Source organism: Acidovorax sp. DW039, from assembly GCF_037101375.1.
Classification (GTDB): domain Bacteria; phylum Pseudomonadota; class Gammaproteobacteria; order Burkholderiales; family Burkholderiaceae_C; genus Acidovorax.
On the sequence record NZ_AP029019.1, the window covers coordinates 611266 to 633805 of the forward strand.

A 22540-nucleotide genomic window follows, 5' to 3' on the forward strand; every position below is an offset into this window, starting at 1 on the left:
AGCAAAGGCTTTAGCGGAACACCACTGTCTTGTGACCGTTGAGCAGCACACGGTGCTCGCTGTGCCACTTCACTGCGCGTGCCAGCACCTGGCTTTCGGTGTCGCGGCCACGGGCGGTGAGGTCTTCCACGGTGTCGGTGTGGTCTGCGCGGGCCACGTCCTGTTCGATGATGGGGCCTTCGTCCAGGTCGGCCGTCACGTAGTGCGCGGTGGCACCAATCAGCTTCACACCACGGTCATGGGCCTGGTAGTAAGGCTTGGCACCCTTGAAGCTGGGCAGGAAGCTGTGGTGGATGTTGATGGCGCGGCCTGCCAGCTTGCGGCACAGGTCATCGCTCAATACCTGCATGTAGCGCGCCAGCACCACCAGCTCTGCGCCTTCGGCTTCGATGATCTCGAACTGCTTGGCCTCGGCCTGGGCCTTGGTGGCCGCCGTGACCGGGATGTGGTGGAACGGCACGTTGTAGCTCGCGGCCAGCTGGTAGAAGTCGCGGTGGTTGCTGATGATGGCGCGGATGTCCACGGGCAGCAGGCCGGATTTCCAGCGGAACAGCAGGTCGTTGAGGCAATGGCCCTCTTTGCTGACCATGAGCACGGTTTTCATGGGTTCGGCCGTGGTGTGCAGGCTCCAGCGCATCTGGAAGGGCTCGGCAAAGGTGGCCAGTCGGCTCTTGAGGGTGCCGTGGTCGTGCTGGTCGCACGCGAACTGCACACGCATGAAGAACAGGCCCGTGGCGTTGTCGTTGTACTGGGCGGCTTCTTCAATGTTGCCGCCGTGTTCCATCAGGAATCCGGACACGGCGTGCACCAGCCCCAGTCGGTCAGGGCAGGACAGGGTAAGGATATAGGCTTGGGTCATAGCCGCAACATTGTCGCAGCACTGCATAGGGTTTGCCCGCAAGGGCGTTCATTCCAGCTTTTTTCGCAGTGCTTCGCAGGCGTCAGGGGTGTCCCGCCAGGGGGATATCCACACCAGGTCAGCCTCTGCAGGTACCAGTCGGCCCACCTCTTTGGCGGTGGCCGCGTCGCCATTCTTGTCGCTGTCACCCTCTGGGGCGCGCTGCTGCAAGGCCACAATGACCCGGGTGGTGAGCTGTGGGGGCAGATGCACGGGCACCCCCACGGTGCGCAGAGAGTGGCCCGCGCCAGAAATCAGTACCACCGTGTTGGCCGTGGTGTTGGAAGATTTGCGTTGCGCCTCCACCAGCGTCTGGGCCATGGCCTTGTCGCGGGCGACCTGGATGCGAGCCATGCCGGGAACCTGCGCTTCTGCCAGCAATTGGCAGTGCCCGTCCCGGATGGCCTGGCGCTGGCGCTCCAGTGCGGGCGGGGGCAGCGCCTGGTCCAGCTCGGCATTGCGCATGGCCACCCGGGCCTGGGTGCGCGGCAGGTTGCCACCCAGCACCGGCACACCTGCGCGCACCGCTTCCATGATGGCGGGGCCGTACTTCTCCCACGGCCAGGCAGAGTCCTGCCATTGCAGGGCGGCCTGCACCTGGGCGGGGGTGGCCTCGGTGGGCAGTTGGGCCGTGCTGGTGCCGCGCTCGGCCATTTCCAGCACCACGGCACCCAGCTGGTTGCGTATGGCCAGCCACTCCACGGCGGCATGCTGCATGCGCTGGTGTTCCGGGTCGTCATGCTGTTCGCCCAGCAGCAGCACATCGGCAGGCAGCACGGTGCGTAACACCAGCGGCCACTGATCACCCGATGCGCTCGGGCTCCGGTGGGCACAGCCTGTGGCTGCCATGGCCACCAACGCGGCGCAGAAGCTGCGGCGTGCCAGGGTGGGGGCAGAGACAGGGGGGCGGGCAAGCGAGACGTGGAGACGTGTAGCAGAACGGAGCATGCGCAAATGCTACGCGGTTGTGTCTTGACTTGGGTCAAGAGTGCCTACTTCGCATGTGTCTACACTGCGGAGCATGAAAACATCCCCCTCCCTGACCGCAAAGTTGCTGGCGCTGGGCGCTGGCTTCTTGCTGGTAGCGCTGGGTTCCATCGGGCTCACGCTCTGGGTGACCTGGAAGCTGGAGGGGGGCGCCGCCGCAGTGAATGAAGCGGGGCGCCTGCGCATGAATATGCTGCGCATGGTACTGGTTCTGCAGACGGAGCCCGTGCAGGCGGTGCAACAGAGAGCGCAGGAATTCGACGCCAGCCTGGAGCTGCTGCGCACTGGCGATCCCTCTCGCCCCCTGTTTGTGCCCTGGAACGACGCCTCCCGCTCACGCTTTGATGCCATCTGCGCCGAATGGGCGGGCTTGCAACGCCAGTGGACGCAGGCAGACCGCCCCGACCGTGCCCAGGTACTGGCCCAGGCAGACCATTTTGTGCAGCAGGTGGACCAGTTCGTCGAAACCATCGAAGTGCAGATTGCGGGCTGGACGGCTGCGCTGCACCTGTTTCAGCTGTGCATGATGGCGCTGGCCATTGCGGCGGCGGTCACTTTCATGGCCGTGAGCTACCTTCTGGTGATCAACCCCGTGGCCCGGCTCAAGAACGCGCAGGCGCGGCTGCGCCAGGGCGACCTGAGCACGCGGCTACCGGTGGAGACCGATGACGAGTTCGGTCAGCTCTCGGCAGGCTTCAACCTCATGGCCCATGCCCTGCAGGCGTCGCACGAAGGCCTGGAGCAGAAAGTGCAGGAAAAGACGGCCAGCCTGGCGGTGCAAAACCAGCGCCTGGCCGCCTTGTATGAAGTGAGTGCCCTGGCCTCCGACGCGGGCAGCCTGCAGGCGCTGGCCAACGGCTTTGTCAGCCAGATCCGCCGTGTGGCAGGTGCGGATGCGGTGGCGGTGCGCTGGTCCGACGAAGCCAATGAGCGTTACGTGCTGCTTGCCAACGATGGACTGCCCAGCGCCATGGCAGAGCAGGAGCACTGCCTGCACACAGGCTCGTGCCATTGCGGGCAACCGCAGGACAAGGCACGCACACGTGTCATTCCCATCACCCCTGTTACCGCGGCAGCCTTGCCGTATTGCCGCGATGCAGGCTTCGAAACCATGGTCACCATCCCGGTGCAGATGCAGCAACGCGTGCTGGGCGAGGTGGACTTGTTCTTCCGCTCGCCCGTCGTTCTGAACGACGGCCTGCGCGAGCTGCTGGAGGCCATGACCCGCCACCTGGCCAGTGCCATGGAAGGCTTGCGCGCCACCGCGCTGGAGCGCGAGGCCGCCGTGGCGCAGGAGCGCAGCCTGATTGCGCGCGAGCTGCACGATTCCATTGCCCAGTCCCTGGCTTTCCTCAAGATCCAGACCCAGTTGCTGCGCGATGCCGTCACCAAGGGCGACACCGCCAAACGCGACCTGAGCATGGCCGAGCTGGATGTAGGCGTGCGCGAGTGCTACAGCGACGTGCGCGAGCTGCTGGTGCATTTCCGCACCCGCACCAGCGAGGAAGACATTGAGGCCGCCCTGCGCGCCACCCTGTCCAAGTTTGAGCACCAGACGGGCATGCTGACCGCCCTTTCCATGTCGGGCCACGGCCTGCCACTGCCGCCCGATGTGCAGATACAGGTGCTGCACATGGTGCAGGAGGCCTTGTCCAACGTGCGCAAGCACGCTGGCGCATCGCGTGTGGAGCTGCGGGTGGAGCGCCACCCCCGCTGGCGCTTTGAGGTGCAGGACGATGGCGTGGGCTTTGATGTGGCGCAGGTGCCCCCCGACTCGCTGCATGTGGGCCTGGGCATCATGCGGGAACGTGCGCAGCGCATTGGCGCTGTGGTGCAGGTGCATTCCCGGTCAGGCCAAGGCACGCGGGTGTGCATCGAGCTGCCCAGCACGCCCCGCAGCCCCGAGCCTGCCAAACCCACAGCACCCGCCGCTCAGCCCCAGGCTGTTGCGACACCCACCCTCCAGGAGTTGTTGACGTGAATGCCCCCGAAACCGCCCGCCCCCTGACCCTGATGGTGGTGGACGACCACACGCTGTTTCGCCGTGGCCTCATCGCCCTGCTGGGGCAGGACGCCGGCCTGCAGGTGGTGGGCGAGGCGGGTGATGCCGCAGAGGCCCTGCACCTCGTGCCCAGGCTGCAGCCGGACGTGATCCTGCTGGACAACCATTTGCCGGGCGTCATGGGGGTGGACGCGATTCGCGGCCTGCGCGAAGTCTCGCCCCGCTCCCGCGTGCTCATGCTCACCGTCAGCGAAGACTCCCAGGACCTGGCCACCGCCCTGCGCAACGGCGCGCAAGGCTATTTGCTCAAGACCATTGACGGTGACCTGCTGGCGCAGGCCATACGCCGCGCAGCCCGTGGCGAACCCGTGGTCAGCCCGGAGTTGATGGGCAAGCTGGTAGCCGCCTTCCAGGCCCAGGGTGCTCCGGTCATCGACACCCCGGCACCGGCGGCGGCAGAAGCTCCCTCCGCTCCCGGCGAAGAAAGCGGCTCACCCCTGTCGCCGCGCGAGGAGGATGTGCTGCGTGAAATTGCCCGGGGCCTGAGCAACAAGGAAATTGCCCGCGCCCTGGACATTGCCGAGACCACCGTAAAGATCCACGTGCAGCACATTCTGCGCAAGCTGGGCCTGACCTCGCGCGTGCAGGCAGCGGTGTATGCGTCAGACCGGCAGCGTGCCGATGACTGAGAGCGGCTCACAAAACACTTCGGGCATCTTCCCGCTTGAAACCCCGTTCAGGTTCAGCGTGAACGGTTCAAGCGGGTTCGATCCTAACCCATAGACGCTATTCAAAATTGATAGCAGCCTGCGCTTTCTTTATGAGGGCTGTAGGCTGTTTTGTTTTGAATATGGCATGAATAAAGCGCAGGCTGCTATCTTTTTTGATGTGCGGACGATGCATCTCTGCCGGGCATAGTTCTTTCGGACGATGCCGCCCGGTGCGGCACTAGTTCTTCTGCCGTGCTTTAGCTGGTCTAGCGAAGGATGTGCAAAACCGGCCTGCAGCGCGACCATTCCTCCCATGCTCAAAGAGAGGAATCGCGCCATGGCACAAGCCAATTTGCCTGCGGGCAACAGCCCACAGCGCACCCGTCAGGCCTGGTCGGTGCTGATCGTCAGCACCTTTGCCTTCACGGTCTGTTTCATGGTCTGGATGATGTTCGGCGTCATCGGGATCCCCATCAAAAAGATGCTGAACCTGAACTCCACGCAGTTCGGGTTGCTCATGTCCATGCCCGTGCTCACCGGCTCGTTGGTGCGGGTGCCGCTGGGCATCTGGACGGACAAGTTTGGCGGCCGCATCGTGATGGCCGCTGTGATGGCCACCACTGTGCCCGCCATCTGGATGATGGGCTACGCCACCGAGTACTGGCACTTCCTCACCATCGGCCTGTTCGTGGGTTTGGCGGGGGGCTCGTTCTCGGTGGGCACGCCCTACGTGGCGCGCTGGTTCCCCAAGGAGCGCCAGGGCACGGCCATGGGCGTGTATGGCGCGGGTAACTCGGGCGCGGCCGTCAACAAGTTCGTGGCCCCGGTGATTCTGGTGGCGTTTGGCTGGACCATGGTGCCGCAGGTGTATGCCGCCATCATGCTGGGCACGCTGGTGCTGTTCTGGCTGTTCACCTACAGCGACCCGGCCCACCTGGTCGCCAGCAACGTCAAGTTCACCGACCAGCTCAAGGCGCTGAAGGACCCCAAGGTGCTCAAGTACTGCCAGTACTACAGCATTGTGTTTGGCGGCTACGTGGCACTGTCGCTGTGGATGGTGCAGTACTACGTGGGCGAATATGGCTTGGACATCCGCGTGGCGGCCCTGCTTGCGGCCTGCTTCTCGCTGCCCGGCGGCGTGCTGCGCGCCATTGGCGGGGTGCTGTCGGACAAGTACGGCGCGCACAGCGTGACCTGGTGGGTGATGTGGGTGAGCTGGATCTGCCTGTTCCTGCTGAGCTATCCGCAGACGGACTTCACCATCCTCACCGTCAACGGTGCCAAGACCTTCCACATCGGCCTGAACGTGTATGTCTTCACCGGCCTGATGTTCCTGCTGGGCATCTGCTGGGCCTTCGGCAAGGCCAGCGTGTTCAAGTACATCAGCGACGACTACCCCAAGAACATCGGAACCATCAGCGGCATCGTCGGCCTGGCGGGCGGCATGGGCGGCTTCGTTCTGCCCATCCTGTTCGGGGCACTCATGGACCTCACCGGCATCCGCTCCAGCGCCTTCATGCTGATGTATGGCGTGGTCTGGGTCTCTCTCATCTGGATGTACTTCACCGAAGTGCGCCGCACCCGTGTCATCGGCCCGCAAGACGCTGCGGCTTCCCGCTGAAACGTCCTCTGACTGCTGCTGCAGATCTCTTCAAGGAATCTCACCATGTCTGCCACTACCGTCACCAACAGCGGGCGCCAGGGGCGTCTGCTCACCCTCTGGGCGCCTGAGGACAAGTCCTTCTGGGCGCGCGAGGGCGAAGCCATCGCCAAGATCAACCTCTGGATCTCCGTGCCCGCACTGTTCCTGGCCTTTGCAATCTGGCAGGTCTGGAGCGTCGTGGCCGTGAGCCTGCCAGGGCTCGGCTTCAAGTACTCCACCAACCAGCTGTTCTGGCTGGCCGCAGCCCCTGCGCTCTCGGGTGCCACGCTGCGCATCTTCTACTCGTTCATGGTGCCTCTGGTGGGGGGCCGCCGCTGGACGGCCATCTCCACGGCTTCGCTGCTGATCCCTGCGATCGGCATCGGCTTTGCGGTGCAGGACAACACCACCGCCTATCCCACCATGCTCATCCTGGCGCTGCTGTGTGGCCTGGGCGGCGGCAATTTCAGCTCCAGCATGGCCAACATCAGCTTCTTCTTCCCCAAGGAGCGCAAGGGCTCCGCGCTGGGCGTGAATGCGGGCCTCGGCAATCTGGGCGTGTCGGTGGTGCAGTTTTTGAGCCCACTGGTCGTCACTGCAGGCATCTTCGGGATTTTTGGGGGAGATGCGCAGACCGTGGTGAAGAACGGTCAGAGCGTGCAGGTGTGGACGCAGAACGCCGCCTTCATCTGGGTGCCATGGATCGCCATCACTGCGCTGGCGGCGTGGTTCGGCATGAACGACATTGCCGACGCCAAGGCTTCGTTTGCCGCGCAGGCCGCCATCTTCAAGCGCAAGCACAACTGGCTGATGTGCATTCTGTACCTGGGCACCTTCGGTTCCTTCATTGGCTACGCAGCAGGCTTTCCGCTGCTCATCAAGAGCCAGTTCCCTGGTGTGAACCCGCTGGCCTATGCCTGGCTGGGCCCGCTGGTGGGCGCGGTGATCCGCCCCTTTGGCGGCTGGCTGGCCGACAAGCTCGGCGGTGCACGCGTCACGCTGTGGAATTTCATTGTCATGGCCGTGGCCGTGATGGGCGTCACGGTGTTCCTGCCCTCTGCTGGCAACGAAGGCCAGTTTGCAGGTTTCTTTGTGTGCTTCCTGGTGCTGTTCCTCACCACCGGCATTGGCAACGGTTCCACCTTCCGCATGATCCCCGTGATCTTCCTGACCGAGGCCCTGCGCGGCGTGGACCGCAATGACCCCGCCGCAGTGGCCAGCGCCAACAAGGAAGGCAACACCTTGGGTGCTGCCACGCTGGGCTTCACCGCCGCCATGGCCGCCTACGGTGGTTTCTTCATCCCCAAGAGCTATGGCAGCTCGATTGCACTGACCGGTACGCCCAATGCTGCGCTGTGGTGCTTTGCTGCCTTCTACCTCATTTGCATCGTCGTGACCTGGTGGTACTACGCCCGCAAGAACGCCGAGATGCCTTGCTGATGGATGTCCGCGCCCTCAGCACCCCCCTATAGAACAAGGAGCCCCCGATGAGCCATTTCCTCGATCGCCTCACGTACTTCTCGCAGCCCCGCGAGACTTTTGCCCAAGGCCATGGCGAAACCAACGGTGAAGACCGTACCTGGGAAGACGCCTACCGTGACCGCTGGGCGCACGACAAGATCGTGCGCAGCACCCACGGCGTGAACTGCACGGGTTCTTGCTCGTGGAAGATCTACGTCAAGGGCGGCATCGTCACCTGGGAAACCCAGCAGACCGATTACCCTCGCACCCGCCCCGACCTGCCCAACCACGAGCCCCGCGGCTGCGCCCGCGGCGCCAGCTACAGCTGGTACCTGTACAGCGCCAACCGCGTGAAGTACCCCATGGTGCGCGGCCGCCTGCTCAAGCACTGGCGCGCGGCCCTGGCCATTGCCAAGAGCCCTGTGGACGCCTGGGCCAGCATTGTCGAGAACGATGCCTCGCGCAGCGAATGGCAAAAGCAGCGCGGCCTGGGCGGCTTTGTGCGCAGTACCTGGGACGAAGTGAACCAGATGATCGCTGCGGCCAACGTCTACACCATCAAGAAGCACGGGCCCGACCGCATCATCGGCTTCTCGCCCATCCCGGCCATGTCGATGATTTCGTACGCCGCTGGCTCGCGTTACCTGAGCCTGATCGGCGGCGTGTGCATGAGCTTTTACGACTGGTACTGCGACCTGCCCCCCAGCAGCCCGCAGACCTGGGGCGAGCAGACCGACGTGCCCGAATCGGCCGACTGGTACAACAGCTCGTACATCATTGCCTGGGGCTCCAACGTGCCCCAGACGCGGACCCCCGACGCGCACTTCTTGACCGAGGTGCGTTACAAGGGCACCAAGGTCGTGGCCGTCACGCCCGACTATTCCGAGGTGGCCAAGCTGGCCGACCTGTGGATGCACCCCAAGCAGGGCACCGACGCCGCCGCCGCCATGGCCATGGGCCATGTGATCCTGAAGGAGTTTTACTTCAAGGACGGCGGCAAGGGGCGCAGCGCCTACTTTGACGACTACGCGCGCCGCTACACCGACCTGCCGCTCTTGGTGGTGCTCAAGGAAAAGACGCTGCCCGACGGCCGTAAGGCCATGGTGCCCGACCGCTACGTGCGCGCCAGCGACTTCCCTGGCCAGCTCGACCAGTCCAACAACCCCGACTGGAAGACCGTGGGCTACGACGAGCTGGGCCAGGTCACGCTGCCCAACGGCTCCATTGGCTTCCGCTGGGGGGCTGACGGCCGCGCAGACCAGGGCCTGTGGAACCTGGAGAACAAGGAAGCCCGCACCGGCAACACCGTGAAGCTCAAGCTGTCGGTGATGGAAGACGGCGCCCAGGCCTACGACGTGGCGGATGTGGCCTTCCCGTACTTTGGCGGCGTGCACGCACCCAACTTCACCGCCAACGACCAGGGCGGTGACGTGATGGTGCGCCGCGTGCCCGTGACCCACCTGGACCTGCACGGCGACGGCATCGAAGGCCGCGTGGCCGTGGCCACCGTGTTCGACCTGCTGGCCGGCAACTACGGCATCGATCGCGGCCTGCCCGGTGAAGAACCTGGCGGCAGCTATGACGCAGACCGTCCGTTCACGCCCGCCTGGCAAGAGAAGATCACCGGCGTGCCGCGCGACCAGATCATCACCGTGGCCCGCCAGTTCGCCGACAACGCGGACAAGACGCATGGGAAGTCCATGGTCATCATCGGCGCGGCCATGAACCACTGGTACCACAGTGATATGAACTACCGCGGCATCATCAACATGCTGATGCTGTGCGGCTGCATCGGCCAAAGCGGCGGCGGCTGGGCGCATTACGTGGGCCAGGAAAAACTGCGCCCCCAAACCGGCTGGACGGCCCTGGCCTTTGCGCTGGACTGGATCCGCCCACCCCGCCAGATGAACAGCACCAGCTTCTTCTACGCCCACACCGACCAGTGGCGCTACGAGAAGCTGGGCATGGAGGAAATCCTCTCGCCCCTGGCCGATGCGCGCGCCTACCACGGCGCTCAGATCGACTACAACGTGCGCGCCGAACGCATGGGCTGGCTGCCGTCCGCGCCCCAGCTCAAGACCAGCCCGCTGCAAGTGGCCAAGGATGCCGCTGCGAAGGGCATGGACGCCAAGGACTACGTGGTCCAGTCGCTGAAGGACGGCAGCCTCGCGATGAGCTGCGAGGACCCGGACCATCCCAACAACTGGCCACGCAACATGTTCGTGTGGCGCTCCAACATCCTCGGCTCGTCGGGCAAGGGGCATGAGTACTTCCTCAAGCACCTGCTGGGCACCACCCACGGCGTGCAGGGCAAGGACCTGGGCCACGACGAAGCCAAGCCCGAAGAAGTGCAATGGCACGCCAAGGCCCCTGAAGGCAAGCTGGACCTGCTGGTCACGCTCGACTTCCGCATGAGCACGACCTGCCTGTACTCCGACATCGTGCTGCCCACGGCCACCTGGTACGAGAAGAACGATCTCAACACCAGCGACATGCACCCCTTCATCCACCCGCTGTCTACCGCAGTGGACCCTGCCTGGCAGGCCAAAAGCGACTGGGAGATCTACAAGGGCTTCGCCAAGGCCGTGAGCGAGGTCAGCGTGGGCCACCTGGGCGTCGAGAAGGACGTGGTGCTCACCCCCATCATGCACGACACGGCCGGTGAAATGGCCCAGCCCTATGGTGTGCGCGACTGGAAGAAGGGGGAGTGCGAACTCATCCCCGGCAAGACTGCACCGCAGATCACGGTGGTCGAGCGCGACTACCCCAACCTGTATAAGCGCTTCACCGCCCTGGGCCCGTTGATGGACAAGGCCGGTAACGGTGGCAAGGGCATCGGCTGGAACACGCAAACCGAAGTCGGCCAGCTGGGCGACCTGAACGGCCGTGTGAAGGAAGAGGGCGTGACGCAGGGCATGCCCCGCATCGTGAGCGACATCGACGCCACCGAAGTGGTGATGATGCTGGCCCCCGAAACCAACGGCCACGTGGCCTGCAAGGCCTGGGAGGCCCTGGGCAAGCAGACCGGACGCGACCACGTGCACCTGGCGCTGCACCGCGAAGACGAGAAGATCCGCTTCCGCGACATCCAGGCGCAGCCGCGCAAGATCATCAGCTCGCCCACCTGGTCGGGCCTGGAAAGCGAGAAGGTCAGCTACAACGCGGGCTACACCAACGTGCATGAGCTGATCCCATGGCGCACCCTCACCGGCCGCCAGCAGTTCTACCAGGACCACCCCTGGATGCGCGACTTCGGGGAAGGCTTTGTGAGCTACCGGCCGCCCGTGCACCTCAAGACGCTGGAAGAAGTGGAGGGCCGCAAGCCCAACGGGCACAAGGAGATTGCGCTCAACTTCATCACGCCACACCAGAAGTGGGGCATCCACAGCACGTACAGCGACAACCTGATGATGCTCACGCTGAACCGGGGCGGCTCGGTGGTGTGGCTGAGCGAAGACGACGCCAAGAGCGCCGGCATCGTGGACAACGACTGGGTGGAGCTGTTCAACGCCAACGGCGCCATCGCGGCCCGCGCGGTGGTGAGCCAGCGCGTGAACCCCGGCATGGTGATGATGTACCACTCGCAAGAGAAGATCATCAACACCCCCGGCTCCGAGATCACCGGCACCCGTGGCGGTATCCACAACTCGGTCACCCGCATCGTGCTCAAGCCCACCCACATGATCGGTGGCTACGCGCAGTACAGCTACGGCTTCAACTACTACGGAACCATCGGCACCAACCGCGACGAGTTCGTGCTGGTGCGCAAGATGAACCGCGTGGACTGGCTCGACGACGAGCCCGCCGCCAGCGCGGCCACGCACGCCTGAAGCCGAGGACAAGGAGAAACACGATGAAAATTCGCGCACAAATCGGCATGGTGCTGAACCTGGACAAGTGCATCGGCTGCCACACCTGCTCCGTGACCTGCAAGAACGTCTGGACCAGCCGCCCGGGCATGGAATACGCCTGGTTCAACAACGTGGAGAGCAAGCCCGGCATCGGTTATCCCAAGGAGTGGGAAAACCAGGACAAGTGGAACGGCGGATGGGTGCGTAACCCTGACGGCTCCATCGCCCCCCGCCAGGGTGGCAAGTGGAAGCTGCTCATGCGCATCTTCGCCAACCCCAATCTGCCGCAGATCGACGATTACTACGAGCCTTTCACGTTCGACTACGACCACCTGCAGTCAGCGCCTGAAAGCAAGGCCGCGCCCACGGCCCGCCCGCGCAGCTTGATCACCGGCAAGCGCATGGAGAAGATCGAGTGGGGCCCGAACTGGGAAGAAATCCTGGGCGGCGAGTTCAGCAAGCGCAGCCAGGACAAGAACTTCGACGATGTGCAGAAGGACATCTACGGCCAGTTCGAGAACACCTTCATGATGTACCTGCCGCGCCTGTGCGAGCACTGCCTGAACCCCGCGTGCGTGGCATCGTGCCCTTCGGGCTCGATCTACAAGCGCGAGGAAGACGGCATCGTGCTGATCGACCAGGACAAGTGCCGTGGATGGCGCATGTGCGTGAGCGGCTGCCCCTACAAGAAGATTTACTACAACTGGCAGTCGGGCAAGGCCGAGAAGTGCATCTTCTGCTACCCCCGCATCGAGGCGGGCCAGCCGACCGTGTGCTCCGAAACCTGCGTGGGCCGCATCCGCTACCTGGGCGTGTTGCTGTACGACGCAGACCGCATCCAGGAAGCTGCCAGCGTGGAGCGCGACCGCGACCTGTACCAGGCGCAGCTCGACATCTTCCTGAATCCGAACGATCCGGACGTGATCAAGCAGGCGCGCATCGACGGCATCCCCGACAGCTGGATGGAAGCCGCCCGCAACAGCCCCGTCTACAAGATGGCCGTGGACTGGAAGGTGGCCCTTCCGCTGCACCCCGAGTACCGCACGCTGCCCATGGTGTGGTATGTGCCGCCGCTCTCACCCATCACGGCCGCTGCCAATGCAGGCCACGTGGGCGTGAATGGCGAGATTCCAGACGTGTCGCAGCTGCGCATTCCCGTGCAGTACCTGGCCAACCTGCTCACCGCCGGTGACACCGGGCCCGTGGTGCGCGCGCTGGAACGCATGCTGGCCATGCGCACCTACCAGCGCGACAAGCATGTCGAGCAGCGCCAGAACCTGGCCGTGCTCAAGCAGGCAGGCCTGTCTATGGCCGAAGTCGAAGAGATGTACCAGGTGATGGCTATCGCCAACTACGAGGACCGCTTCGTGATCCCGTCGGCCCACCGCGAGTACGCCGAGAACGCGTTCGACATCCGGGGTGGTTGCGGTTTCTCGTTTGGCAACGGCTGCTCCGATGGCGCCAGCGAGGTCAGCATGTTCGGCGGCAAGAAGCCCCGCACCATCCCGATCAAGGCGACGGTCTGATCGCGCACAGGAAGGAATCACCATGTTCAAAAAGAACCCGACCTCTGTGCGCCTGACCCTGCGCGCCCTGGGCTACCTGCTGAGCTATCCCGATGCGCAGCTGCGCAGCGTGATGCCGCAGCTCATCGACGCGCTGCAGGCTGAGCAGGCCCTCACGGCCGAGCGCATGGACGAGCTGAAGGCCGTGTGCCAGCACCTCGCCGCGCTGGACCCGCTGGAAGCCGAAGCCCGCTACGTGGACAACTTCGACCGTGGCCGCCAGACCTCGCTGCACCTGTTCGAGCATGTGCACGGCGACTCGCGCGACCGCGGCCCGGCGCTCATCGACCTGATGCAGACCTACGAAAAAGCGGGCCTGCAGTTCGAGGCCGACGAACTGCCCGACCACCTGCCCGTGGTGCTGGAGTTCGCATCCACCCAGCCGCCCGAAGTGGCGCGGGAGTTTCTGGGCGAGATGGCGCACATCCTGAACGCCTTGTTCAGTGCGCTGGTAGCCCGCAGCAGCCCCTACGCCAGTGTGGTTGCCGCGGTGCTCGAAGTCTCAGGCCAGCGCGTGCAGTCGGTCGCCCTCACGCCCGAACCTGCCATGGACGAGGTCTGGGCCGAGCCCGAGGCCTTTGGTGGCTGCAGCACACAAGGCCAGTCCAAGCCCGGCAACCTGCGCGATGGGCAGCCGGTGCACTTTGTTCGTAACGCCCGCGCCGAGCGGGCTCCCCAAGGAGTCTCAGCATGACTACCCCCTGGATCGATACCCTGCTGTTTGGCATCTACCCCTACATCTGCCTGGCCGTGTTCTTCATCGGCAGCTGGGCGCGGTTTGACCGCGACCAGTACACGTGGAAGAGCGATTCGTCCCAGCTGCTGCGCACCGGCAGCCTGCGCTGGGGCAGCAACCTGTTCCACATCGGCGTGCTGTTCCTGTTCTTCGGCCACACCTTCGGCATGTTGACGCCCCACGTCCTGTACGAGCATTTCATCAGCGCGGGCAACAAGCAGCTGATGGCCATGGTCTCGGGTGGGGTCGCGGGTCTGTGCGGCTTCCTGGGCGTGTCCATCCTGCTGCACCGCCGCCTGTCGGACGCACGCATCCGTGCCACCTCCAAGACCAGCGACATTGTTTTGCTGATCCTGCTCTGGCTGCAGCTGGCCCTCGGCCTGGCCACCATTCCGCTGTCGGCCCAGCACCTGGACGGCTCCATGATGATGAAGCTGGCCGAATGGGGCCAGCGCGTGGTCACCTTCCGCACCGGCGGCGTAGAGCTGCTGGCTGAGGCGGGCTGGATCTTCAAGGCCCACATGTTCCTGGGCATGACGATCTTCCTCGTGTTCCCCTTCACCCGCCTGGTGCATGTGTGGAGCGGCTTTGGCACGCTGGCCTATGTGCTGCGCCCCTACCAGGTGGTGCGCGCACGCCGCATGAACCTACCTGCAGGCCACATGCAGCCGCAAGACCGCCGGGCCTGAGCGTCCATCACTTTCAAGGAGCACACCATGAGCGGATGTGGAACCGGAGGCTGCGGATGCGGCCCCACTGATAGCAGCGTGTCGGCTGCCCCGGCCAGTATGCTGACCCCCACGCAGACAGCCGCCTACGAGGCCCTGGCGGCCACGTTGGCCGATGCGCCCATGCGGACCCCATCGGCACCTGCGGTGGACGCTGTAGCGACCATTGCACGCGTCAACGGCGTGGCTCTCAACTCCGCGCGCGAGGGGCTGGACGAAGAAGCCCTGCGCCAACGTGCCTGTACCGAGCTGCTGCGACAAGCGGCTCAGCAGGCTGGGCTGCTGTCGCAGGAGGATGTGCCCGGTGTCGAAGGTGCCATCAGCACCGATGCATCGAACGCCATTGAACAACTGCTGGAGCAGGAGCTTTCCATCCCCGAACCCTCCGAGGAAGCCTGCCGCCGTTACTACGAGGCCCACCCGGCAGCGCATGCGCAGGGTGAACGCGCGCAGTTGCGCCATGTGCTGTTCGCCGTGACGCCGGGTGTCGATGTGAAGCAGCTGCGCCTGCGGGCGGAAGCCTTGCTGATCGAACTGCGTTGTGCCAACGATGGTGGCGCGCGGTTTGCACAGGCTGCTGCGCAGTGGTCCAACTGCCCCAGCGGCCAGCAGGGCGGCGAGCTGGGTTGGCTCACCCGCGCCGACTGCGCGCCAGAGTTTGCCCGTGAGGTGTTTGGTGGCACGGAGATCGGCGTGCTGGCCCGCCTGGTGCACAGCCGCTTTGGCCTGCATGTGGTGGAGGTGGTGGCCCGCGAAGCCGGACAACAGCCCGCCTTTGGGGAAGTGCGCCAGGCCATTGCGCTCACCCTGCGCCAGCAAGCCTGGGTGAACGCGCTGCGCCAGTACCTGCAGGTCCTGGCCGGGCGTGCGGAGTTCGAAGGGGTGGACCTTGACGCGGCAGAGTCTCCTCTGGTGCAATGACCTGAATCTTCTTCGGAAACTGCCCCATGCCCGACGAGCTGCTGGACCGCCTGCGCCGCTTTCACAACGACGCCTTTCCCCAGTACCGCGAACAGTTCCAGACACTGGTCGATCAGGGGCAACACCCCACCACGCTGTTCATAGGCTGTTCTGACTCCCGCCTGGTGCCTTACCTGCTCACGGGAGCAGGACCTGGCGAGCTGTTTCTGGTGCGCAACGTGGGGGCGTTTGTGCCACCCTACGATGGTTCGCATGGGCACCACGGCACCACCGCCGCCATCGAGTTTGCGGTGCTCAACCTGCGCGTCAGCCGCATCATCGTATGCGGCCACAGTCACTGTGGGGCTATCAAGGCGATGTATGGTGAGGTGTCGCCCGAGGCACCCAACCTCAACCGCTGGCTCGACCTGGGGCGCGAGGCCTTGCTGCCCGTGCAGCCCGGCCCTGAGGCGCTGCGCCGCACGGAGCAGCGCGCCGTGGTGCTTCAGCTGGAACGCCTGATGGAGTACCCCATGGTGCGCAGCCGTGTGCAAAGTGGTCAGATCAGCTTGCACGGCTGGCACTATGTGATTGAAGATGGTGAAGTCCATGTTTTCGATGTGCAGACGGGTGGCTTCGTGCCGGCATCACGGGCTGACAACAGCGGCACTGGGCCCTATCACCCCTACGTGGAGCACGATGGTCAGGTGCTGCTGGATTAGGGATTGCCGTCTTCGCAGGTTGTGCAACCAAGGCGGGTCTCTGCTTTGATGTCTTCTTGACGGAGCGCAAGACCACCGACAAGGTAACCCTCAATCATTCCGAGCCATGAAGCGCGAAACACCCCCCTCCATCCCCTCCCAGGCTTCGGCCCTGCAACCCATCAGCCTGGATGTGCTGCGCGAGAAATACCTCAAGCCCGGCGAAACCGGGGTGGAAGACCTGTACCGCCGTGTGGCGCGCGCGCTGGCTTCGGTCGAAGCCCCCCAACTGCGTGAAAAGTATGAGGCGCTGTTTCTGGCCAACCTGCATGCGGGTGCCATCGGCGCGGGCCGCATCATGAGTGCTGCGGGCACCGACATCCAGGCCACGCTCATCAATTGCTTTGTACAGCCCGTGGGCGATTGCATCCAGGGGGTGGACGATGAAGGATTCCCCGGTATCTACGAGGCGCTGCGCGAGGCGGCTGAAACCATGCGCCGTGGCGGTGGGGTGGGGTATGACTTTTCGCGCATCCGCCCCCGCGGGGCCGAAGTGCGCGGCACCCATTCCATGGCTTCGGGGCCCTGCAGCTACATCAATGTGTTTGACCAATCCTGCTCCACGGTCGAGAGCGCGGGTTCGCGCCGGGGTGCACAGATGGGAGTGCTGCGCATCGACCATCCGGATGTGAAGGAATTCATCACGGCCAAGCGCACACCGGGGCGCTGGAACAATTTCAATGTCTCCGTGGGCGTGTCGGACGCCTTCATCGAAGCCGTGCAGGCCGATGCGCCGTGGGACCTGGTCCACAAGGTCCGCCCTGGCGTAGCCTTGCAGGCCCAGGGAGCCCGCCAGCGGGACGATGGCCTGTGGGTGTACGCCACCGTCCGCGCCCGCGAGCTGTGGGACACGATCATGAAGTCGGCTTACGACTTTGCCGAGCCAGGCATCCTGTTTCTGGGGCGCATCAACGAGGACAACAACCTGCGCTATTGCGAAGACATCACGGCGACCAATCCTTGTGGCGAGCAACCCCTGCCGTCCTACGGCTGCTGTGATCTGGGCCCCATCATCCTCCCGCGTTTTGTGCGCCATGCGTTCGGGCGGGGCGGGGCTGCAGCGTTTGATTTTGATGCCTTTGAGCAGGCTGTGGCGCTGCAGGTGCGGGCGCTCGACAACGTGCTGGACGTCACCTTCTGGCCCCTGCCCCAGCAGCGTGACGAAGCCATGGCCAAGCGCCGCATTGGCGTGGGCTTTACCGGCATGGGCAACACCTTGGCCATGCTGGGGCTGCGCTACGACGCGCCCGAGGGGCGGACGATGGCCGCACGCATTGCCGAGCGCATGCGCGATGCAGCGTACGAAGCCTCGGTGGCACTGGCCCAGGAAAAAGGGGCGTTCCCCCGATTCCATGCGGAGGGCTACCTCGCCCCCGGCACGTTTGCCAGCCGTTTGCCAGCGGCGCTGCAAGATCGCATTCGCCAGCATGGCATTCGCAACAGCCATCTGCTGTCGATTGCGCCTACCGGCACGGTGAGTCTGGCGTTTGCCGATAACGCATCGAACGGCATCGAGCCGCCGTTTTCCTGGATGTACAAGCGCAAGAAGCGCGAGGCCGATGGCAGCACCAGCGAGTACGCGGTGGAAGACCATGCCTGGCGCCTTTACCGCGACGGGGGCGGCGATGTGAACGCGCTGCCCGACTACTTTGTCTCGGCCCTGGCCATGTCCGCGCAGGATCACATTGCAATGATGGAGGCGGTGCAGCCCTTTGTGGATACGGCCATCTCCAAGACCGTGAATATCCCGGCGGATTACCCCTATGAGGATTTCAAGGACCTGTACCTGCAGGCCTGGCGTGCGCGCCTGAAGGGCCTGGCCACCTACCGGCCCAACGCCATTCTGGGCTCGGTGCTGGAGGTCGCGCCCCCCGTGCCCGCTCCGGTGTCTGCTCCAGCGGCTGCGCTAGCCCCTGCTGCAGTAGCGGCTCCGCCAGTAGACCCCATGCGCACGGTGATTGAAAGCCGCCCCAAGGGCGGACTGGACGCGGTGGCAGAAAAAGTGGAGTACTGGACGCAAGAAGGACACAAGACGCTGTACATCATCGTCTCCTTCCTGCCCGTGCCTACGGGTGTGGGCAACCGCACGGTAGACAGGGCCATCGAGTTCTTCATGCCGGTGGGGCAAAGCGGTGAATCCCAGCAGTGGATCACCTCCAGCATGCGTCTGCTGTCCCTGGCAGCGCGCGGGGGCTTCCTGGAGCGGGCGCTGTCCGACATGCGCAAGGTGGCGTGGGACCGCGGCCCCGTGCGCCTGGGCACCCACCAGCGCGCCGATGGAGCCCTGGTGCCCATGTGGCATGACTCTGAGGTGGCCGCCATTGCTTATGCGGTGCAGAACATCCTGGCCCGGCGCGTGGCCGAGCCCGAGCAGCAATCCCTGCCGCTGGACGAGCCGGAGACCCCGGTGGGCATGCCGCCCGCCATGGCAGGCAAGAAATGCTCCGAATGCGGCGCGCACGCCGTGATCCGCAAGGACGGGTGCGACTATTGCACCCAGTGCGGGCACCTGGGGAGCTGTGGATGAATCACCCGTGTAAGCCAGGCCTTGGGTTGTGGCGCTGAGATGTGGAGGAAGCAGGCATGTCTGTAATCCCTTGGCCCCTGAAGCCGGCGCACGCGGCCAGTCACGGCCATGCTTCGGGCATGGCCGCCGTGGATGACACCGCCGGCATGGCTGCTGCGTTGATCCAGTCGCGGCAAACCATCCTGCCCAAGCGGTTGGGTGGCCCTGGCCCCCATGTGGCAGAGCTGGCCGCCATCTTGCAGGCGGCAGCGCATGCGCCGGACCACGGCCAGCTGCAGCCCTGGCGCTTTGTGTTGGTGCCCGACACGGCGCGCACGCTGCTGGCCGATGTGTTTGCCCAGGCTTTGATGGAGCGCGACCCGGACGCCACGCCCGAGCAGACCGAGCAGGCGCGTGAAAAAGCCTACCGCTCACCCGTGCTGCTGCTGGCCGTGGTGGACGCTGCCTGTGGCGATGCCGAGGTGGACTTGTCAGAGCGCCTGGTGTCTGCCGGGTGCGCCATTCAGAACATGCTGCTGATGGCCACGGCACAGGGGTACGGTTCTGCGCTGACCAGTGGCAAGGCCCTCAAGGCCGCCAGCCTGCGTGCGCTGTTCCGCCTGGGGCCTGATGAGCAGGCCGTGTGTTTTGTGAGCATTGGCACCGTGGTGTCTCGCAAGCCTGCGCGCTTGCGGCCTGCCGCCAGTAGCTATGTCAGTACGCTGGATGAACACCGGGGCATCCTGCCCGGTTTTTAGAGCGGTGAACACAACCCCCTGGCGTTGTTGTTCCGTCTTGTCGTACGGCCTGTACTGCCTGCGACGGAACGCCTGGCCAGGGCCGATTCGCTAGGTTGTGTGAGCCGCTCTTCATGAGCTTGCGCGTCCCCGTATGAGATCGGGGCGGAGAGAAACGATGATGAATATTTCGTGCTTTGATGAGTTGCTGGCCGCTGCGCGCCAACAGGCAGAACCCCAGTGCCTGCTGTTTGTGTTTGCGGGGGTGGAACTGCCTGCCGAGGCCACGCAGGCTCAGCGCCAGCGGTTTGAGCAAGGGCAGGGCGGGGCGCTGGTGCCCTTGATGTGTGTGGACAAGACGCCGCAGGAACTGCCATCTTTTGATGCGCTGGTGGCCGAGGCCCGTCAGTTCACCGCTCCGGGGCGGGACTGGGTGATGGTGTTTGCAGCAGCCCTGTCCGGCACGCTGGACAAGGCCCCGACCAGCGCAGATGCCGATGGCCCCTTGCAGCGCATGGTGGAATCCATCAAGCGGGGTGCCATCGAGTCGTTCATCCCGTTTGATCGCCAGGGCCTGCCCGTGCGGCTGGTGTGAACACGCGGCCTGACACATTTCCCCCATTTCCCCATTCACCCATGAGCACTCCCGTTGGCTTGCCCGGCTTCCACGCCCCCGCAGTGGGGTTTGAGCAACCCTTTGCCATGCTGGAGGCATGCCACGAGCGGGTGGAACGCACATTGACCCTGCTGCAGCGCCTGCAGGCCTATCTGCGCGAGCAACCGGCCGACGATGCCGCCCGTCAGGCGGCACGCGATGTGCTGCGTTACTTTGACGTCGCCGCTCCCTTGCACCATCAGGATGAAGAGTTGCATGTGTTTCCTCCACTGCTGGCCGAGGGGGCGCCCTCCGTCGTAGCGCTGGTGCAGCGCCTGCAGGCAGACCACTTGCACATGGCTCAAGACTGGGCGGCTGCCCGGGGTGCGCTGCTGGCTCTGGCCCAGGGGCAGCAACAAGGCTTCAGCACCGACGAAGAAGCCCGGTTCGCCCATTTTGCGCAGCGCTACGAGGCGCACATCCAGGCCGAAGAGGGCACGGCGTATCCGTGTGCTCATGCCCTGCTGGCCCCGGGCGACCTGCATTCCATGGGGCTGGAAATGGCGGCTCGCCGCCGGGTGGGTTGATTTTCTTTTTGCTACTCTTTTGATAGCTGATTGCGCTTTTAGATCAAGCGCTGGAATCATTTTTACCAGTTGGTTCAACCCATGCCGCCCGGCGATGGCAGCCATGGTGGCTGGGCAATCCTGACCTTCTGAACATCTTTGCGCCAGGGCGGATACTCAGGGGTTGCCTGCTTTCCCTGTTCGTTTTTCATGTCTCTGAAGTTTTTGCTCCGCGCCCTGGCCACCTTGCTGGCTGCCTGGGCGGCGGCTTCGGCCTGTGTGGCACTGCACACCCCTCTGCCCTGGATGCTGGGCCCCCTGATCACCACAGCCATTCTCTCCATGACCGGGTTGCCCACCGCCAGCTGGACACCCTTGCGCAACCTGGGGCAGTGGACCATCGGCTCTGCACTGGGCCTGTATTTCACCCCTCAGGTCACGGCCCTGGTGGGCAGCATGTGGTGGGCCATTGTGCTGGGCATTGTGTGGGCGCTGGCGCTGGGCTGGGGGTTTGGTGCCCTGCTGTACCGCTGGCACGCACCCCGCATGCATGGCGTGCCCGCGTCCATGATGCGCGCCACCAGCTACTTTGCGGGTGCGATTGGCGGCGCTTCAGAAATGACCCTGCTGGCGGAGCGCCACCATGCGCGCACAGACCTGGTAGCAGCGGGGCACAGCCTGCGGCTGCTGATCGTCACGCTCACCATTCCGGTGGCTTTGCAGTGGAGCGGCCAGCACGGGCTGGACATCATGCCCCCCACGGTGCGGGAGGTGGACTGGCAAGGTTTTGCGCTGCTGGCGCTGCTTACCGGTGCGGGCGCGCTGGTGCTGAACCGCCTGGGCCGCACCAACCCCTGGTTCATTGGCGCGATGGTGGTTTCCATGGGGCTGACCATGGCCAGCATCACCCTGTCGGCCGTGCCGCAGTTCATGGTCAATGCCGCGCAGCTTTTCATCGGCGTCAGCCTGGGGGTGCGCTTTCGGGCCGATTTTCTTCACACTGCGCCGCGCTGGCTGGTGACCGTAGCGCTGGGCACGTTCGGGCTGATGGGAATTTGCGCCGCGTTTGCCGCTTTTCTGGCCTGGGCCACCGGGCTGCCTTGGGTCACGCTGGTGCTCGGAACTTCGCCAGGCGGCATTGCCGAGATGTCGATCACCGCCAAGGTCCTGCAACTGGGCGTGCCGGTGGTGACCGCCTTCCAGGTCTGCCGGTTGATTGCGGTGCTGATTCTGGTGGGGCCGCTGTACGGGCGGCTTTATCCCCCGGAGGCTTCTGTGGCTGAGTAAGAGCGGCTCACAAAACTCTCTTGGCGTCGTTGTTCCGTCTTGTCGTACCCTGCGTACTGCCTGCAACGGAACGCCTGGCCAAGGTCGCTGCGCAGAGTTGTGTGAGCCGCTCTAAACCAGTGGCACTCTTGCGACGGCTTCTTGCAAGAGAAGAGAAGCGCGCCGCACCGTTGAACGGGTTTTCAAGCCATCAGTGCACGACAACGGGGTGCTGTGCCAGCCCCGCATAGCGGTCCAGGGTGTCTTCCACTTCTTCCTGGGTGGGGGTGTCGCGCTGCCAGGCCAGGATTTGTTGCTGAAACATTTCCGCCCAGGAGCCGTCCAGATACACCTCTTTACCCGAGCGCTTGTCCACAATTTCAAAACCATGCCGTGCCAGCTGGGGTTTGGGTGGGGCGGTGTCGTTGAGCACCTGCGTAGACGTCTCCACGGCGTCGGGCAGCATGTGGACCACCACAAAAGATTCAGAGTCGTAGAGCATTTGCATGATGTTCCCCCAGTCGATACAAAAGTTAGATGACAGCGGGTGGGCAGAGTTCAAGAGCAGCTCCGGAGGATGGTTCGTTGAACTGGCATTCACAGGCTCAAGGACAGTATTCCACGAATCC

At 64.4% G+C, this 22540-nt stretch carries 18 protein-coding genes; 15 read left to right on the plus strand and 3 right to left on the minus strand.

Annotated elements, in window-relative coordinates; genetic code table 11:
• Positions 1-10 precede the first annotated feature (10 nt).
• Complete coding sequence (gene purU, locus AACH87_RS02765; RefSeq protein ID WP_338797196.1) at positions 11-859, minus strand: formyltetrahydrofolate deformylase; 849 nt, start codon at positions 857-859, stop codon at positions 11-13.
• A gap of 48 nt (positions 860-907) precedes the next feature.
• Positions 908-1846: a ChaN family lipoprotein gene (locus tag AACH87_RS02770; protein ID WP_338797197.1), complete on the minus strand. Its 939-nt coding sequence runs from the start codon at positions 1844-1846 to the stop codon at positions 908-910.
• Positions 1847-1919: 73 nt separating this feature from the next.
• Here AACH87_RS02770 and AACH87_RS02775 point away from each other — a divergent pair, with 73 nt between their 5' ends.
• The 15 genes from AACH87_RS02775 to AACH87_RS02845 all read left to right on the plus strand — a co-directional run bounded on the left by AACH87_RS02775 (position 1920) and on the right by AACH87_RS02845 (position 21932).
• Positions 1920-3866 carry a type IV pili methyl-accepting chemotaxis transducer N-terminal domain-containing protein gene (locus AACH87_RS02775; RefSeq protein ID WP_338797198.1) on the plus strand — a complete coding sequence of 649 codons (1947 nt, stop codon included), beginning with the start codon at positions 1920-1922 and terminating at the stop codon, positions 3864-3866.
• Positions 3867-3898: 32 nt separating this feature from the next.
• On the plus strand, positions 3899-4576 hold the full coding sequence (locus tag AACH87_RS02780) for a response regulator transcription factor (protein WP_338798829.1): 678 nt from the start codon (positions 3899-3901) through the stop codon (positions 4574-4576).
• Between the two features lie 358 nt (positions 4577-4934).
• Positions 4935-6218, plus strand: a complete 1284-nt coding sequence (locus AACH87_RS02785) for a nitrate/nitrite transporter (protein WP_338797199.1) — start codon at positions 4935-4937, stop codon at positions 6216-6218.
• A 45-nt stretch (positions 6219-6263) separates the two neighbouring features.
• Positions 6264-7679: a NarK family nitrate/nitrite MFS transporter gene (locus AACH87_RS02790; protein ID WP_338797200.1), complete on the plus strand. Its 1416-nt coding sequence runs from the start codon at positions 6264-6266 to the stop codon at positions 7677-7679.
• 47 nt (positions 7680-7726) lie between these two features.
• Positions 7727-11530 (plus strand): nitrate reductase subunit alpha, encoded by a 3804-nt coding sequence (locus tag AACH87_RS02795; protein WP_338797201.1) that lies wholly within the window; start codon positions 7727-7729, stop codon positions 11528-11530.
• A 23-nt stretch (positions 11531-11553) separates the two neighbouring features.
• Positions 11554-13077: a nitrate reductase subunit beta gene (gene narH / locus AACH87_RS02800; protein WP_338797202.1), complete on the plus strand. Its 1524-nt coding sequence runs from the start codon at positions 11554-11556 to the stop codon at positions 13075-13077.
• A 22-nt stretch (positions 13078-13099) separates the two neighbouring features.
• Positions 13100-13810: a nitrate reductase molybdenum cofactor assembly chaperone gene (narJ, locus tag AACH87_RS02805; protein ID WP_338797204.1), complete on the plus strand. Its 711-nt coding sequence runs from the start codon at positions 13100-13102 to the stop codon at positions 13808-13810.
• Positions 13807-14541, plus strand: a complete 735-nt coding sequence (gene narI, locus AACH87_RS02810; protein WP_338797205.1) for a respiratory nitrate reductase subunit gamma — start codon at positions 13807-13809, stop codon at positions 14539-14541. Before narJ ends, narI begins: the two co-directional genes overlap by 4 nt.
• Before the next feature lie 27 nt (positions 14542-14568).
• Complete coding sequence (locus AACH87_RS02815) at positions 14569-15501, plus strand: peptidylprolyl isomerase (RefSeq protein ID WP_338797206.1); 933 nt, start codon at positions 14569-14571, stop codon at positions 15499-15501.
• A 26-nt stretch (positions 15502-15527) separates the two neighbouring features.
• Positions 15528-16202: a carbonic anhydrase gene (locus AACH87_RS02820; protein WP_338797207.1), complete on the plus strand. Its 675-nt coding sequence runs from the start codon at positions 15528-15530 to the stop codon at positions 16200-16202.
• A gap of 106 nt (positions 16203-16308) precedes the next feature.
• On the plus strand, positions 16309-18768 hold the full coding sequence (locus tag AACH87_RS02825) for an adenosylcobalamin-dependent ribonucleoside-diphosphate reductase (protein ID WP_338797208.1): 2460 nt from the start codon (positions 16309-16311) through the stop codon (positions 18766-18768).
• A gap of 56 nt (positions 18769-18824) precedes the next feature.
• Positions 18825-19505 (plus strand): nitroreductase family protein, encoded by a 681-nt coding sequence (locus tag AACH87_RS02830; protein ID WP_338797209.1) that lies wholly within the window; start codon positions 18825-18827, stop codon positions 19503-19505.
• A 160-nt stretch (positions 19506-19665) separates the two neighbouring features.
• On the plus strand, positions 19666-20079 hold the full coding sequence (locus AACH87_RS02835) for a ribonucleotide reductase subunit alpha (protein ID WP_338798830.1): 414 nt from the start codon (positions 19666-19668) through the stop codon (positions 20077-20079).
• A 41-nt stretch (positions 20080-20120) separates the two neighbouring features.
• On the plus strand, positions 20121-20666 hold the full coding sequence (locus AACH87_RS02840; RefSeq protein ID WP_338797210.1) for a hemerythrin domain-containing protein: 546 nt from the start codon (positions 20121-20123) through the stop codon (positions 20664-20666).
• Positions 20667-20855: 189 nt separating this feature from the next.
• Complete coding sequence (locus AACH87_RS02845; RefSeq protein WP_338797211.1) at positions 20856-21932, plus strand: AbrB family transcriptional regulator; 1077 nt, start codon at positions 20856-20858, stop codon at positions 21930-21932.
• A 190-nt stretch (positions 21933-22122) separates the two neighbouring features.
• Here the strand turns inward: AACH87_RS02845 and AACH87_RS02850 are convergent, their stop codons facing one another.
• Positions 22123-22419 carry a DUF3567 domain-containing protein gene (locus tag AACH87_RS02850; protein ID WP_338798831.1) on the minus strand — a complete coding sequence of 99 codons (297 nt, stop codon included), beginning with the start codon at positions 22417-22419 and terminating at the stop codon, positions 22123-22125.
• Between the last annotated feature and the right edge of the window lie 121 nt (positions 22420-22540).